This is a genomic window from Thiocapsa imhoffii (assembly GCF_016583985.1).
Taxonomy (GTDB): domain Bacteria; phylum Pseudomonadota; class Gammaproteobacteria; order Chromatiales; family Chromatiaceae; genus Thiocapsa; species Thiocapsa imhoffii.
This window is the reverse complement of record NZ_NRSD01000008.1, coordinates 50,445-65,026: the sequence shown is the minus strand read 5'-3', so window position 1 is coordinate 65,026 and position 14,582 is coordinate 50,445. Positions and strand designations below refer to the sequence as shown.

Genomic DNA, 14,582 nt, shown 5'->3' with positions numbered 1-14,582 from the left:
GAACGGCGAGGCGGGTCTGCGTGCTCAGCGATCAGGTGACGTTCGCACGACGTAACCAATCCCAATACCGCTGACACCCCTCGGGCAACCCAACCTGGGGGGTCCAGCCCAGTGTGGTGCGTGCCTTCGTGATGTCGAGCACCACCTTCCTGACATCGAAACCACGCGCGGGTTGGAATTCGACCTCGGGGGCGCTTCCCGTCACCCGCGCCACGATCGCGAGCAGCTCGATCAACGAGGTGCCCCGCCCGCTGCCGACATTGAAAACACCGGACACCTCGCGGTGAATGGCCGTGCAGATACAGTCGGTGAGGTCATCGATATAGAGATAGTCACGCACGCTCTGTCCGTCACCCCAAATCTTGATGGGATCACCCGCGCGGAGTCGCTGGAAGAAGGTTCCGATAACCCCCTGCACCCCGAGATGGCCCTGACGGGGTCCATAGGGATTGGACACCCGCAGGATGAGTGACCGCATGCCATGTTGGCGCGCATGCATCCCGATGTAGTGTTCGATGGCGACCTTGACGATGCCATAGGAGGAGAGCGGTTCGAGCGGATGCTGCTCGGGGATGGGAACGGCATCGGTATCCCCATAGACGGTCCCGCCCGAGGACAGGAACAAGAGTTGTCCGACGCCGACCTCCTTCATCTTCTGCAGCAGGCGCACCGTCCCGATCAGATTGCCCTCGATGTCGGCGACCGGATCGAGGTTGGCGGTGCCCGGGACCGTGGTGCTGATCAGATGGATCACCAGATCGATGTCGGCGAGCGCCTCGGCGAGTGTCGCGAGATCACCGAACTCGGCGACGCGGTAGTCCACGCCACGCACGGGTGCGGTGGGCACGCCACCCGCGCGGTCGAGCACCCGCACGCGCGCCCCGCCGGCGACGAGCGCGACGGTGAGATGCGAACCGATGAAGCCGTGACCGCCGAGGATCAGGATATGCTTGCCGCTCATCGTCGACCTATCGCGTGACGCCCGGGACATTGGTGAGCGCATAACGATAGCCCGCCCGCTGCACGATGGTAGGCAGCAGACGCTCCAGCGCATGCAGGAAGGTGCCATCATAGGGAAGCGGTTCGGGTGGATAATCCTCCCAATCATAGCCGCGCTCGAACAACGGTCGCAGCGCCTCGGTCCGCGCCCAGAACATGGTCCCGATGGGGAACCAGAAATGGCGCTCGGGCAACGCGCCCAGCCCGAGTTGCTGAGCGATGGCGGAGGCGATCGTGCGATTGTCCGACCAGCCGCAAGCATGCGGGTCATCGGGAAAGACCAGACCGAGATCCGCCTCGGCGACGAAGCGCGCGAGGATGCGAGACGCCATCGCGACACGGCCACCGAGGAGATTGTCCAACAAGAAATTGGACCAGATCCGTGCGCTCTCGGGGTCGCCCAGATCCAGGCTTTTCTTGGTGTGAACATGCCCCAGGATGTCATAGCGTTCGCGCATCACGGACCCGAAGGCCGTCAGGAAGGGACCGATATCCCGACCTCGATTCGGAACCTCCTCAAGCGCGACCGCCTGCAGATTCCGTGCGCGCAGGCTCTCTTCGACGCCACGCGCGAGCGCCGCGGAGGGCACGCTCACGAACAGATCGGGCATGATGCCAGCGCCGGCCAACCGGTTCAGGATGTCCGGTAACACGTCGGCATGGTAGACATGAAGATGCAGCGCCGTGCGCAGCGGCAGCTCCCCGGCAATGGGATCGCAACTCGGGGTGATGAGCGGTTGACACCAAGCGCCAGCAGGGCGACCGGCGCGCAGATAGTCAGCGCAAGGGTTGCGATCGGGCGCCGCGGGGTTTCCTACGTCCTGATACAGACCAGGGTGGAACCCCGGAAACGGCTTGCGCAGATCCACCCCGCTCGCCCAAGACCGCACATGATGCTGCGCGATCTCGATCAGGGGCCGCGGAGCCGCGCCCACGCGCGTCACGAAGTCCGTTCGCAGCACCCCGGAAGCGGCGATCAATTCCGCATCCTCGCGCTCGCGCGCGAGCGCCTCGCCGACCTCGGTGCCCACCTTGAGCAAGGTTCGAACATAGTGCTCCATGTCGAAGACACGGGTTGCCATCGCCTTGGTGGCCCGCGCGACCTCCTGGCGGTGCCGCGGATGCTCGATGAGGTCGAAGAGACGACGGGCGGCCGCGTCGAGATCGAGATAGGGCGCGACACAGGCTTCCGCTAAACCCGCATCCGTTAGGAGTTGCGCGAAACCGGTCGCCCGCTCGAAGCACACGACAGGTCGGTCATGATGCGCGGCATCGATCGCGACATTCGGCAGGGGATCGAGACGTGAACTCAGGAAGAGGATGTCAGCGACCTCGTAAGCCGGCTCGATATCCTCGAACTCGCCGGCAAAGGTCACGATGTCCTCGAGATCCGACCGCTGCAACTGATCACGCAGATAGACCGAGTAGGTCACGTCGCGCACCGGATCGAAACCATGTCCGACCCAAACGAAACGAAAGGGCGTCGTCGGGCGCAGTTGCAGCAGTTTAGCCGCGCACGCCAGGAACAGATCCACCCCTTTGCGCAGATGCACCGAACCGGCCCCGAGCACCACCACCGTGTCGGCGGGGGCCGACGCCGGCCGCAGCAGATGACGAATTCGGTCGAGTTCGCGGGCGCGCTCCTCGGGGGTGCGCGCGGGGTGCGGCGGCAGCGACCGTCCCTGTGGTAGGACTAACGCCGGGTGTGCTCGCAGTCCCTCACACACCTCCTCGGCGCTCTCACGAACGATCGCGGCGGAAAACACCACGGCTCCCGCCCACAAGACGGCATCCGCAATGGCACTGCTCGGCCGCGTATAGGAGGCGAATTCGTGGATCAGACAGACCGAGGGGATGGCACGACGCGTCAGCCAGGGGAGCGCCGCACGCGACTCGATGCTGTTCACGATCGCCACGTCCGGGCGCACCGCCCCCAACGCCTTGGTCATGATGTGCGCAATGATCACCGGATTATGGCCCTGCTCGACGGGGCCGATCACGACATCACACACCCGCTGGAATTCCGTCAACAAGCCACGGTCGTTCAGGACGAGGCCGATGACCTGGTGCGTCGAACGTAACCGCTGGGCAATGTTGAGGGTGAGAATCGGCGCACCCGTGCGCGAGGCCTCGTGACTGACCAGCAGAGCGATGGGCTTGGATGAATCCAGCGTGGCCGGATCACCATGGACCCGTGGTGCCGGTGCATTCCCCAACCGCCCGGACTTCGCGCCCCAGTTGAGATAATGCTCACGCGGATCGAGACCAGCGGCGACGACATCCGGATAGGCCTCGCGGTAGAAATCCGGGTCGAAATCGTCAAGCAAGGCATCCTGTGGCGGTGCCGGGCTATCCTGAGTGTTATCAAGCGTCACCTCCGGGTCGGCATGCCGCCGCATCATGGCCATGCGCACCATGCGGATCGGTGCCGTCACACGCCAGGAGGTCGAGGACAAGAGATCAGCGAGCCGCACCTCCGCGGCCTTCAGCGCGTCGCGCAAGGTTGCGGCCTCGGCCTTGGTGTTGTTGACCTCCTGGTCAAGCCTGGCGACCTGCCGGGCGCGCTCAGCGATCTCATGTTGCAATTCAGCGATCTGAACATCGCGATCATGCAGCGCCCGAGGAAACGCCGTATTCTGCAACGCGCGCTCGGCAAGCTCGCGCTGCAATAGGGTGAGCTGTGCATCGCCATCGTTGAGTTGCTGTTGCAGTGCCGCGATCCGCGCTCGGCGCTCGGCGACCCCGCGCTCCAGTGTCGCGAGTTCCTCGGGTGGCGTCTGGCGGTCCCGCATGGCCGCCTCGGTGCTCGGCGCGCGTGCCTGGGCCTCGTGCTGGAGGCGGGTCAGTTCGGCCTTCAATTGGATCGCTGCGAACTGTTGCCGAACCTGCTCTCCCCGCGCCGTGAAGAAGGCGCGGACGAGACCTTGAGCGGGCGAGTCGACCTCGAGCCAGTCCAGGGCGAGGCGCCCTTGCCCAGCGGCTAATTGCAGCACCCCCAGTCCGTGCGAGTGGACGAACTCCAGGTGCAGTGGATAACGGTCCGCGAGTTCCTGCCAGAGCCGCCAGACGCCGAAGCCCCGCTCACGCACATTGGTGTCATGGAAAAGGACCACGGCCGTCGCGGAGAGCTTCGGCAGCCAGGTCTCGAAATCGTGCTTGACGGCCTCGTAGGTATGCAAACCGTCGATGTGAAGAAGATCGATCGAGGCATCGGGGAAAGATGCGATGGCCTCATCGAAGGTCATGCGGAGCAGGCGCGAAAAGGTGGCGTAGTGCGCATCGTTGTATTGGTTGACGTCGGCGAAGACCTCGTGGCCATAGTAGCCAGCATGCTCATCGCCCTCCCAACTATCGACCGCGAAGCAGCGGGTCTCAAGCGCGGCTTCCTTCACCGCCTGGCAGAACGAGAAGTAGGAATTTCCCGAATGCGTGCCGAGTTCCACGAATTGGCGCGGCTGGAGCGTCTGCATCAGCCAGGCCGCGAAGGGGATGTGTCCGATCCAGGAGTCGGGGTCAACCAAGCGAGCGGGCTGGAAGGCCACGGAGCGAATCAGAAACGCGTCATCCATAGAGTACGGACTCGAACTTGGACTGCTCGCCGGCAAGCGCGGCCGAACAGAGGTTGGATGGTCGATCGCGGCCGCGGGACCTGGCATGACCGGCTTCGCGGCGGGGCACGGCGGCGCCCGGCGGCGTCCGCGATCCGAAGTCAGTGCCCCGCGGCACGGGATGTTCACACGACATCGGCAAACCCTTTGCGCGTCTTCTGGAACCACCAGAACCCGGCGAAGGCCACACTGAGGCTGATCGTGCTGTACAACAGCCAGCCCCACCAATTCGGCATCTGGCCGAACAGCAAGACCTTCCGACCCTCTTCAATAACGAAGGTGAGCGGGTTGAGATAGAAGAAGGCCTGGAGTCGCGGCGGCAGGATCGAGATCGGATAGAAGATCGGGGCGAGAAACAGCATGACGGTGGTGATGATCCCAATGGTTTGCCCGACATCCCGGACATAAACCCCGATTGAGGCAAGGAACCAGGCGATCCCCATCACGGCCATGACAAGTGGGGCTAGGATCAGCGGAAAGAGGATCAAGGTCCAGGTGATGTGGTGCGCCAGCATGAGCTGCGCGAGCAGCAGGACCAGCAAACTGATCGACGCATGGAAGATGGCCGATCCCATCACCACCCAAGGCAACACCTCGAGCGGAAACACGACGCGCTTGACGTAACTGACATTGTTGAGGATCAAACTCGGCGCGCGATTGGCCACCTCGGCGAACAATCCATGCACGATCAGGCCAACGAAGAGGATGACCGCAAAACTGGCGTGACTCTCACCGACACCGCCGCCCCAGCGATTCTGGAAGACGAACGAAAAGACGAACGTGTAGACCAGCAGCATGAGTATGGGGTTGAAAAACGACCAGGCGACGCCGAGGATCGAGCCACGATAGCGACCGATCACCTCGCGCCGAACCAGTTGATCGATCAAACCGCGGTGACTCCAGAGACTGGAGACGAGCGCGCGCGGGGTCGCCGGGTGTTCTTGATGGGGATTCATTGACTTCGATTGTTGGCGGCCGGACACTGCGGCGTGGCGTCAACCGCGGACATGAAAAGGACTATCTTAAGCGTGAATCCAACGAAGCGTCATCTGTTTTCGACCCACGCGGCATGGCGCCGCATCGGCGTGCCCGGTTTCCAGCCCCGTTGTCATTACAGTGTCGAACACGATCGCGGAGCCCATTCCGAACCCACGGCCGAGCCAACGCGCACCGCCGCGGCGTCCACCGCGCAGGGCTCGCCTCCCCCCAAGACCCGCGGCACACGCGCGGCCAGGTGGAATACGACGGCACCCGCCGCTGACTGGTGTCCGATGCGATGACGCAAGCCCGCCACCAACCCATCGCTCTGGTCACGGGTGCGTCGGGCTTCATCGGCCCGGCGTTATGCGAGCGCTTGCGCACCCGCGGCTGGCAGGTCCGCGCCCTAATGCGACGCCCTGTCCCCGGGCCCTGGGACACCGCCGTCTCCCTCGATCTGGGTCGTCAGGCTATCCCCGATGATCTCCTCGCCGGGGTCGAGGTCGTGTTTCATCTTGCCGGTAAGGCCCATGCGGTGGCCGAACGCGACGGAGCGGACGAGGAGTATCAGATCGCAAATGTCCTGAGCACGCGCGATCTCCTCGCCGCGGCGCGCCGGCACGCGGTTCGGGGATTCGTCTATTTCAGCAGTGTTAAGGCCGAAGCCAGCGCAAGCGAAGGGGAGTGCGCCCCATCAGCGGCACCGCTCACACCCTATGGACGCTCGAAACAGGACGCCGAGCGTCTCCTGCTCAGCGGCGATGGGGTCGAGCAGACCGTGGTGCTGCGGCCCGCGCTGGTCTACGGCCCTCATCCGAAGGGATACCTCGCACAACTGATTCGCGCGATGCGCTCAGGCTGGTTCCCGCCCCTGCCGGACACCGGCAACGGCCGCTCGATGATCCATCGCGACGATCTCGCCGACGCCGCGATCCAGTGTGCGAGTGATCCCCGCGCAGCGGGACGCATCTTCACCGTCACTGATGACATCCCCTACTCGACGCATCACATCCAGATGCTCATTCGCCAGGCGCTCGGCCGCCCCGAGCCAGGCTGGAGCCTACCGATCGGCCTGCTCACGCTCGCCGCGCGCGGCGGTGATCGAGGGACTCGTCTGCTCGGGCGACGTCTTCCCTTCGACAGCGAGATCCTCGAGAAACTGATCGGCTCCGCGCTCTATGACGGCACGCCACTGCGGCGGGAACTCGGCTTTCGCAGTCAGCGCACGCTTCAAGACAGCATCGCCGAGATGGTGGCGACGACGCCGTGACGCGGATCGCTCCCCGGGACTCGCGCGTGCGGCACCATGCCTGGCCCCGGCCTTGAGGAGTTGCAGCATGTTTGAAAAAGGTCTTGCTCTGTTGGGCGTCATCGGGCTCGGCCTCTTGACCTTGAATGGCCTGCTTTGGGTGCTGCAGCCCAGCATGGTGTTCTTCCCGACCCGCATCTTGCAAACGACGCCCCAGGACTGGGGGCTCGACTACGAGGACGTCACGCTGCGGACCGCCGATGGGGTTTCGCTCCACGGCTGGTTCATCCCGCATCCCCAGGCCTCCCACACCCTGCTCTTTTTCCATGGCAATGCCGGGAACATCAGCCATCGCCAGCAGTCGGTGGCCATTTTCAACCGGCTGGGCCTGAATGTCTTCATCATCGACTATCGTGGCTACGGACAGAGTTCGGGGGCGCCGAGCGAAGCGGGACTGGACCTGGACGCGGACGCGGCCTGGCGTCATCTCATCGAGGAACGCGGGCAGCCGCCCCACGAGATCATTCTCTTCGGGCGTTCCCTCGGCGCCACGGTGGCCACGAATCTCGCCGAGCAGGTCACGCCCGCTGCACTCGTCCTGGAATCTGGCTTCACCTCGGCTCGGGATATGGCACGTCATCTCTACCCAGGCCTGCATCATGTCCTCTACCGGCGGTTCGCCTTGGATGTGACCGAACGCCTGCCACGGGTCAGCGCCCCAGTCCTGATCCTGCACAGCCCGGATGACGAGATCGTGCCCTATGCGCTCGGTCGACGACTCTACGAGCTCGCCCCCGAACCAAAGCGCTTCGTCGAACTTGTTGGCAGTCACAACGGCGGCTTCCTGGCCAGCCAACCCGACTACGAACGCCAACTGGCCGATTTCATTGCCACGCTCCAGGGTCCATTCGGCGCACGCCAGCCGCCCGCCCTCGGGCCCGAGGGGTGAAGCGGATGTCGTTTTCCGGATGACGCCTGATCCCGAACCCGTTAGGATGCGCCTTCGCTCGAACGCCGAGATGAAGATCATGCCGAAACGTCCTGGGAGTGACGCGGAGACGCCCACTCAGCACGAACAGATCGAGGTGCCCGGAAACGCCTTGGTCGATCAGATCAAAGAGCTGATTCGCCAGGGCAATATCCGCCGCCTCATCGTGCGGCGCCCGAGTGGCGAGGCCTTGGTGGAGATTCCCTTAACGGCGGGCTTGGGCGTGGCCACGCTCCTCACGCTGTTCGCACCGGTGCTGGCCGCACTCGCGGCCATGGGTGCCCTGATCGCACAGTTCCGTGTCGAGATTCAGCGCGCGCCTCCAGCGAGCGAGGATCCGCCGAGATCGGGCCCGGCGGATCCTCAGCACGATCGCGACGATTGGCTGCGCTGACGTCCGGACACCGAGACACCGAAACGGCGCCCCTGATGGGGTTGCGATCGCTCGACTGGGCGCCCCGGCGGCACAGATCGGGCTTGCGATCGACTTTCTGTTTGACAAACTCTCCTAATAACCGAGATCGACACACGATGGAACAAATCAAGAAAACCGCTGAATACCGAATCTTCCAGAAAAAATCCGGGCGTTATGCCGTCCGCACCAAAAAGAAAGCGTGGCTGCATGGCGAGGAAAAGGAACAGGTCTTGCTGAATGAGCAATTGATCACGCGTCCTCGGCCTAAGGCATCCGAGCCCACCCCCGCCACGGAGACGGAGGAAGTCGCCGCGGGCTAGCCCCCGTCGCCTCCGAAGGCAGCCACGGGCCATGTGCGGTCACCTGGCTGCCAGCTCGCCCAACCTGGCGCGGGGAACCGTCACGGGATGTCTCCCGCACGCGGTTCGTGTCGACAGGGGCGGACGTGACCTCACCGAGCGGCTGTTCAGGCGCGTTTTCGCGGTCTGTAGGGTGCAATCGGCAGCATGATCAGGAATCCGAGGCCGCCAAGCGCCGCGCCCCACACCGCGACGTCAAAGAGTCGACGTTCGCGCACGTTGGCCACGCGCACGATCTCGAAGGCATCCAGATAGATGGTCTCGCAAGCCCCGTCACCGGTGTCATCGCGCGTCAAACTGGTTCCCCGAAAAGATCCATTGCCGAGATTGGTGTACTCCGCCAGGACCCCGCTCAGACGAATCTGATCCCCTCGACGAGCCGCCATGAGCGCGGATTTCAGGGTTGGATCGTCGGTCAAGAGATGATTATTGGACAAGGCATCCATCTGAAATCGTGAGCGCACCTCCGCGCTTGGCCAGTAAGCCCAACAGGTCCAACTGTCATTGCGAAAGCGCATCTCGCGGTAAACGCCCGAGGTGACGTTCTCGCCCCAGATCACGCACAGATCACGCAGGTTCAAGAAATCCTTCCAGCTCTTGTGGTGCCAGATGTTTTGCAGTGCGTCGGCATTACTCGAGCTCACCACCACCCCAGTCAGGACATAGTCCTTGCGCGGCGTAATGAGATAAGCTTGATCACGGACGGCAACCGTGAAAGGTCGCCGGTCGGTCGCGGTCTGCAGTGGAGGCTCCAACAGGAGACGATCGAAGGCCTCCGGGTCAGGCAACCGCTCCCGCGGCCAATAGGTCAGCGCCATGAGCGCCAGACTCCCGAGGAAGATCCACTTGAAGAGTGCTTCGAGAAACAGGGTGATCGGCACGCCGGCAAGCTCCGCTGGGTTGACCGTAGCCAGATTATCCTCATCCCGGCGCGAACGGCATCCCCAATCCGGTGCCCAGGCTGTTTTCTCGCGTGACCGCCGCCAGAGGCCTAATCCGAGCGACCCTCCGCCGATCCAGCATCCTGCTTTCGCCTGCATCGCGCGGCCCGGATGAACGACGCCCCAGCGACCCTCCCCATCGAGACCCTCATCGCGGACCTGCGCGCCGCGCTGCGCCAGGGACATGTGGTCCTCGCCGCGCCGACCGGGTCCGGTAAATCGACGCGTATTCCCCTTGCCCTCCTGGACGAGCCCTGGCTCGCCCAGGCGCGGATGCTGATGCTCCAACCACGCCGGCCCGCGGCGCGGATGATCGCGGCCCGGATGGCCTCGCTCCTGGGTGAGCCTGTTGGACAACGCGTCGGCTACCAGATTCGGTTCGAACGGCGGATCGGTCCGGATACGCGGATCGAGGTGCTCACCGAGGGAATCCTGACGCGACGCCTGCAAACGGATCCGACGCTCGCGGGCGTCGGACTCCTGGTGTTCGATGAGTTCCACGAACGCAGTCTTCAGGTCGACTTGGGTCTCGCCCTGGCGCTGGACGTTATCGCCGGGTTGCGTCCCGACCTGCGACTCCTGCTGATGTCCGCGACGCTCGATGCTGACCTGCTGATCGCACGACTCCCCTCAGCGCGCCTGATCCGCGCCACGGGACGCCCATTCCCCGTGGCGATCCACCATGCCGAACGGAGTCTCGGCGGCGATCTGGTGCGCCCGATGGTCACGGCGATCCAGACCGCGCTCGCCCGCCATCCAGGCGATCTGCTGGCCTTTTTGCCCGGCACTGGCGAGATCGAACGCTGTCGCGAGGCGCTTCTGGGGCAGGTGGCATCACAGATCCAGATCCTGCCCCTTCATGGTCGCCTATCGAGCGAACAACAGCAGCGGGTGCTCGCCCCGAACGATCAGGGTGGACGACGGGTGCTGTTGGCGACTGATCTGGCCGAAACCAGTCTGACGATCCCCGGCATCCAGGTGGTCATCGACAGTGGTCTCGCACGGAAACCACGCTTTGATCCAGCCGCGGGCCTGACACGCCTGGTGACGCAACCCATCGCACGGAGTTCCGCCGAGCAGCGCGCGGGTCGTGCTGGACGCCTGGGGCCGGGGGTCTGTTACCGGCTGTGGACGGCGATCGAGGACCAAGGTCGGCCGCAACGCCACACCCCGGAGATCCTGATCGCCGATCTGGCCGCACTCGCCCTCGAACTTCATCTCTGGGGTGTCACCACCCCGGATGCGTTGCAATGGATCGATCCTCCACCACCAGCGGCCTGGCAACAGGCCGTCGATCTGCTGCGCCGCCTCGGGGCGCTCGACTCCCGTGGCGCCATCACCCCACTGGGTCGGCAGATGGCGCGATTGCCGCTGCATCCGCGCCTCGCCGTCCTGCTGCTCAGCGCCCAACCCGCGGCCCGCGGGCTGGCAGCGGATCTCGCCGCCCTGCTCAGCGAGCGCGACCCCCTGCTCGATCGTCCGGGCGTGCCTCGCTCGGCCGATCTCGGTCTCCGCTTGGATGCGCTGCAGACCTGGCGGGCCCGAGAGGGTGCCCGCGATGCCGGCGATCGCTCCGCCTCCGCGCGGGCACACGACGGCTGGGGTCTGGACCCGCGCCGCCTCGCAACGGTCGATCGCAGTGCCCGGCAACTGCACCGCCTGACGGTATCCGCCCCCGCGGGGCCAGCGAGCACCGCGGGTGAGCTGATCGCCCTCACCTATCCCGAACGCATCGCGCAGCGGCGTGACCAGGCCGATGGTCGCTATCGCCTTGCCAATGGCTCCGGGGCACGCCTGTATCGGGACGATCCACTCGGCGTCGCCCCCTATCTGGCGATCGCGAACCTCGAGGCCGCGGGAGCCGATCATCAGATCCGCCTGGCCTTGCCTATGTCCGAGTCTGACATCCATACGGTCATGGACGCGCGCATCCGGGTGCGCCGGGTGCTGGCCTGGGACCCGCGGCGCGAGGCGGTCGCGGCACGACTCGTCAGGGAGCTCGACGCCATTGAGCTGAGCGCGCAACCAGTTCCACTGGAGGACACCGACGCCGTCACGGACGTGCTCTTGAATGCCATCCGCATGCGGCTCGAGCAGGTCCTCCCCTGGACCCAGGCCGCACGACAATTGCGTGCGCGCATCGCCTTGCTGCGTCGCGTGGAACCGCAAGCCGGGTGGCCGGATCTCTCACCCGCGGCCTTGCAGGCTCAGGCCACCGAGTGGCTAGCGGCTGATCTGACCGGCTGTGCCAGCGTCGCAGCGCTCCAGCGACTCGATCTGACCCGCATCCTCGCTGCACGACTCGACTGGCGCGCACGCGAACGACTGGAGCAAGAGGCGCCGACCCAGATCAAGACTCCGGCCGGGACCTGGCGTCGCATCGACTACCAGACGAACGATGATCCGATCCTCGCGGTCCCCCTCCAGGAACTGTTCGGGCTCGTGACAACGCCGCGGGTCTGTCGCGGCCGCGTCCCACTCGTCCTGCATCTGCTCTCACCCGCGCGCCGACCGATCCAGGTGACCCGAGACCTCGCGGGATTCTGGGAACGCCATTACGCCGAGGTTCGCAAGGAACTGCGCGGGCGCTATCCCAAACATGCCTGGCCGGAGGACCCCAGCGGGGCACAACCGGTGGCGGGCGTCCAGCGCAAACCTCCCACTGGCGCCACCCGATGAGTCGTAATGCCGGGCAGGCATGACGAGGCGGAACTTGAGGCTGCTCCGTCCTGCGCGGGACCAACCCGTTACACTGGCCCATGACACTAGCCCGTGACACTGGCCCGTGACACTGGGCCAGCACCCTTGGACCGCGCGCATGGCCGGCCCGCACATCGATTGGAGTTCGCATGTCTCGATACCGTTTCTTCGCTTCCGCACCGCGCCATCTCGGCAGCCTGCTGGCCGATGAATTGAGCCGACTCGGTCTCGCGGACAGCGCCGAGACCCGCGGCGGCGCCCGCTTCGTGGGGGACATCGAGGACGCCTATCGCGCCTGTCTCTGGTCGCGGGTCGCCAACCGTGTCCTCTTGCCGATTGCCGAATTTCCGGTGACGGGACCCGATGAACTCTACAGTGGTGCGCGCGAGATCCCATGGGAGGACCACCTCGCCCCGGACCGGACGTTCGCCGTCCAACTCGATGGCCAGCTCGAGGGGGTCTCACACAACCCCTTCGGAGCCTTGCGGGTCAAGGATGCGATCGCCGATCGCTTCAGCGCGCGGCATGGACAGCGCCCGAGCGTCGATCCGCATGACCCGGATCTGCAGATTCATGTCTACGCCCATCAAGGACTGGCCACGGTTAGCATTGATTTATCGGGAACCTCACTGCACCGGCGCGGTTATCGTGGCGAGGGCACCGCCGCACCGCTGAAGGAAAACCTCGCGGCCGCGATTCTGCTCCGGGCCGACTGGCCCCGTCTGGCCGCCGCGGGTGCCGCCCTGCTCGATCCCATGTGCGGCTCTGGGACCCTCGTCATTGAGGGCGCCTTGATCGCTGCTGACATCGCCCCGGGGCTCCAGCGGGACCGCTTTGGATTCCTCGGCTGGGCACAACATGACGCGCGGGCCTGGACCCGGCTGCGTGAGGAGGCACAGATTCGCCGGACGGCTGGCTTGGCTCGGCTCGGTTCACTCCGTGGGTACGATCAAGATCCCCGGGCGATTCGCATCGCATTGGACGACCTCGCGCGCGCGGGGCTCGCGGGCCGTGCCCACTTCGAACGCCGTGAACTGACGGATTGTGATCCAGGACGCGCGGAGGATCGCGGCCTGGTGGTCACCAATCCGCCCTATGGGGAACGACTTGGTCGTGACAGCGATCTGCCGAGGCTCTACGCCCGCTTAGGTTCCGTCCTGCAAGAACGTTTCACGGGTTGGCAGGCTGCCCTCTTCACGGCCAGCCCCGAACTCGCACGACACACGCACCTGCGCGCCCACCGCATACACCAGCTCTACAATGGGCCGATCGAATGCCGTCTGCTGCATTTTCGCATCGAGCCCGAGCGCATCGACTCCGACAAACCGCGACCGCTCGCCCCCGCCCAGCGTGGCGAGGGCGCCATCATGCTCGCCAATCGCCTCAAGAAGAATCTCAAAGCACTCAAGCGATGGTGCCGTGATGAAGGCATCGACTGTTTCCGCGTCTACGACTCGGATCTCCCCGAATACGCCTTCGCACTCGATCTGTACAGCGGCGAGGATGGTCAACGTTGGGGCCACGTGCAGGAGTACGCGGCCCCGACCAGCATCGATCCCGCCCGCGCCCACTTCCGCCGTCGCGAGGCCTTGAGCGTGATTCCCGACGTCTGCGACCTGCCTGAGCCTCATCTCTTCTTCAAGATTCGGCGTCAACAGAAGGGGCTGTCACAATATGAGCGACTCGCCGAAACACGTCGATTCCATGCGGTCAAGGAAGGCGGACTGCGCTTTCTCGTCAATTTCGAGGACTATCTCGACACCGGTCTGTTCCTCGATCACCGCAACATCCGCCACCGCATCGGCGCCGCCGCGCCAGGAAAACACGTCCTGAATCTATTCGCCTACACCGGATCGGCGACCGTCTACGCCGCGCGTGGCGGAGCGGTCACAACGACGAGCGTGGACCTCTCGCGAACCTATCTGGAGTGGGCACGTCGGAACCTCGCGCTCAACGACATCCCCACAGCGGGACACCGATTGATTCAAGCCGACTGTCTTAAGTGGTTACAGACCACCACCGACGCTCACCGATACGATCTCATCCTGCTCGATCCGCCGAGTTTCTCGGCCTCCAAGCGCATGCGGGAGACGCTCGACATCCAGCGCGACCATGTCGCGCTGATCCGGGCCACCATGCGACTCTTGGCACCCGATGGACTGCTGATCTTCTCGAACAACCTCCGCCGCTTTCGCCTCAACGTCGATGCCCTTGCGGATCTTGAGATCGAGGACATCAGCCACGCGACCCGGCCACGCGACTTCGCCCGCAATCCGCGGATTCATCAATGCTGGTTGATTCGCCATGGCTGAGTGGCCATGTCGCATCATAAGGTGAAGCGACGA

Annotated in this window: 10 protein-coding genes; 6 read left to right on the top strand and 4 right to left on the bottom strand. The window is 64.7% G+C overall.

Annotation, left to right across the window (positions count from 1 at the left end; translation table 11 throughout):
- Positions 1-31: 31 nt before the first annotated feature.
- The 3 genes from CKO25_RS09550 to CKO25_RS09540 form a co-directional block, all read right to left on the bottom strand.
- Complete coding sequence (locus CKO25_RS09550; protein WP_200387703.1) at positions 32-961, bottom strand: NAD-dependent epimerase/dehydratase family protein; 930 nt, start codon at positions 959-961, stop codon at positions 32-34.
- Positions 962-968: 7 nt separating this feature from the next.
- On the bottom strand, positions 969-4,568 hold the full coding sequence (locus tag CKO25_RS09545) for a rhamnan synthesis F family protein (RefSeq protein ID WP_200387702.1): 3,600 nt from the start codon (positions 4,566-4,568) through the stop codon (positions 969-971).
- A gap of 164 nt (positions 4,569-4,732) precedes the next feature.
- Positions 4,733-5,563, bottom strand: a complete 831-nt coding sequence (locus CKO25_RS09540) for an ABC transporter permease (protein ID WP_200387701.1) — start codon at positions 5,561-5,563, stop codon at positions 4,733-4,735.
- A gap of 320 nt (positions 5,564-5,883) precedes the next feature.
- Between CKO25_RS09540 and CKO25_RS09535 the strand changes: the two genes are divergently transcribed.
- The 4 genes from CKO25_RS09535 to CKO25_RS09520 all read left to right on the top strand — a co-directional run bounded on the left by CKO25_RS09535 (position 5,884) and on the right by CKO25_RS09520 (position 8,557).
- Positions 5,884-6,855, top strand: coding sequence for an NAD-dependent epimerase/dehydratase family protein (locus CKO25_RS09535; RefSeq protein ID WP_200387700.1), 972 nt, complete (start codon positions 5,884-5,886; stop codon positions 6,853-6,855).
- Between the two features lie 67 nt (positions 6,856-6,922).
- Positions 6,923-7,783, top strand: a complete 861-nt coding sequence (locus CKO25_RS09530; protein WP_200387699.1) for an alpha/beta hydrolase — start codon at positions 6,923-6,925, stop codon at positions 7,781-7,783.
- A gap of 79 nt (positions 7,784-7,862) precedes the next feature.
- Positions 7,863-8,216, top strand: a complete 354-nt coding sequence (locus tag CKO25_RS09525; protein ID WP_200387698.1) for a DUF4342 domain-containing protein — start codon at positions 7,863-7,865, stop codon at positions 8,214-8,216.
- 137 nt (positions 8,217-8,353) lie between these two features.
- Complete coding sequence (locus tag CKO25_RS09520; RefSeq protein ID WP_200387697.1) at positions 8,354-8,557, top strand: hypothetical protein; 204 nt, start codon at positions 8,354-8,356, stop codon at positions 8,555-8,557.
- Between the two features lie 146 nt (positions 8,558-8,703).
- Here the strand turns inward: CKO25_RS09520 and CKO25_RS09515 are convergent, their stop codons facing one another.
- Entirely contained in the window at positions 8,704-9,477 is a 774-nt protein-coding gene (locus tag CKO25_RS09515; RefSeq protein ID WP_200387696.1) for a hypothetical protein, read from the bottom strand.
- 171 nt (positions 9,478-9,648) lie between these two features.
- Between CKO25_RS09515 and hrpB the strand changes: the two genes are divergently transcribed.
- Together hrpB and rlmKL are read left to right on the top strand one after the other, a co-directional pair.
- Positions 9,649-12,216 carry an ATP-dependent helicase HrpB gene (hrpB, locus tag CKO25_RS09510; protein ID WP_200387695.1) on the top strand — a complete coding sequence of 856 codons (2,568 nt, stop codon included), beginning with the start codon at positions 9,649-9,651 and terminating at the stop codon, positions 12,214-12,216.
- A gap of 170 nt (positions 12,217-12,386) precedes the next feature.
- Positions 12,387-14,549: a bifunctional 23S rRNA (guanine(2069)-N(7))-methyltransferase RlmK/23S rRNA (guanine(2445)-N(2))-methyltransferase RlmL gene (gene rlmKL, locus CKO25_RS09505; RefSeq protein WP_200387694.1), complete on the top strand. Its 2,163-nt coding sequence runs from the start codon at positions 12,387-12,389 to the stop codon at positions 14,547-14,549.
- Positions 14,550-14,582 lie beyond the last annotated feature (33 nt).

Coding starts and splice junctions, on each gene's coding strand:
- CKO25_RS09545 (WP_200387702.1), bottom strand. CDS start 4,568: ATGGATGACGCGTTTCTGATTCGCTCCGTGGCCTTCCAGCCCGCTCGC.
- CKO25_RS09520 (WP_200387697.1), top strand. CDS start 8,354: ATGGAACAAATCAAGAAAACCGCTGAATACCGAATCTTCCAGAAAAAA.
- CKO25_RS09550 (WP_200387703.1), bottom strand. CDS start 961: ATGAGCGGCAAGCATATCCTGATCCTCGGCGGTCACGGCTTCATCGGT.
- CKO25_RS09535 (WP_200387700.1), top strand. CDS start 5,884: ATGACGCAAGCCCGCCACCAACCCATCGCTCTGGTCACGGGTGCGTCG.
- hrpB (WP_200387695.1), top strand. CDS start 9,649: ATGAACGACGCCCCAGCGACCCTCCCCATCGAGACCCTCATCGCGGAC.
- CKO25_RS09540 (WP_200387701.1), bottom strand. CDS start 5,563: ATGAATCCCCATCAAGAACACCCGGCGACCCCGCGCGCGCTCGTCTCC.
- rlmKL (WP_200387694.1), top strand. CDS start 12,387: ATGTCTCGATACCGTTTCTTCGCTTCCGCACCGCGCCATCTCGGCAGC.
- CKO25_RS09530 (WP_200387699.1), top strand. CDS start 6,923: ATGTTTGAAAAAGGTCTTGCTCTGTTGGGCGTCATCGGGCTCGGCCTC.
- CKO25_RS09525 (WP_200387698.1), top strand. CDS start 7,863: ATGCCGAAACGTCCTGGGAGTGACGCGGAGACGCCCACTCAGCACGAA.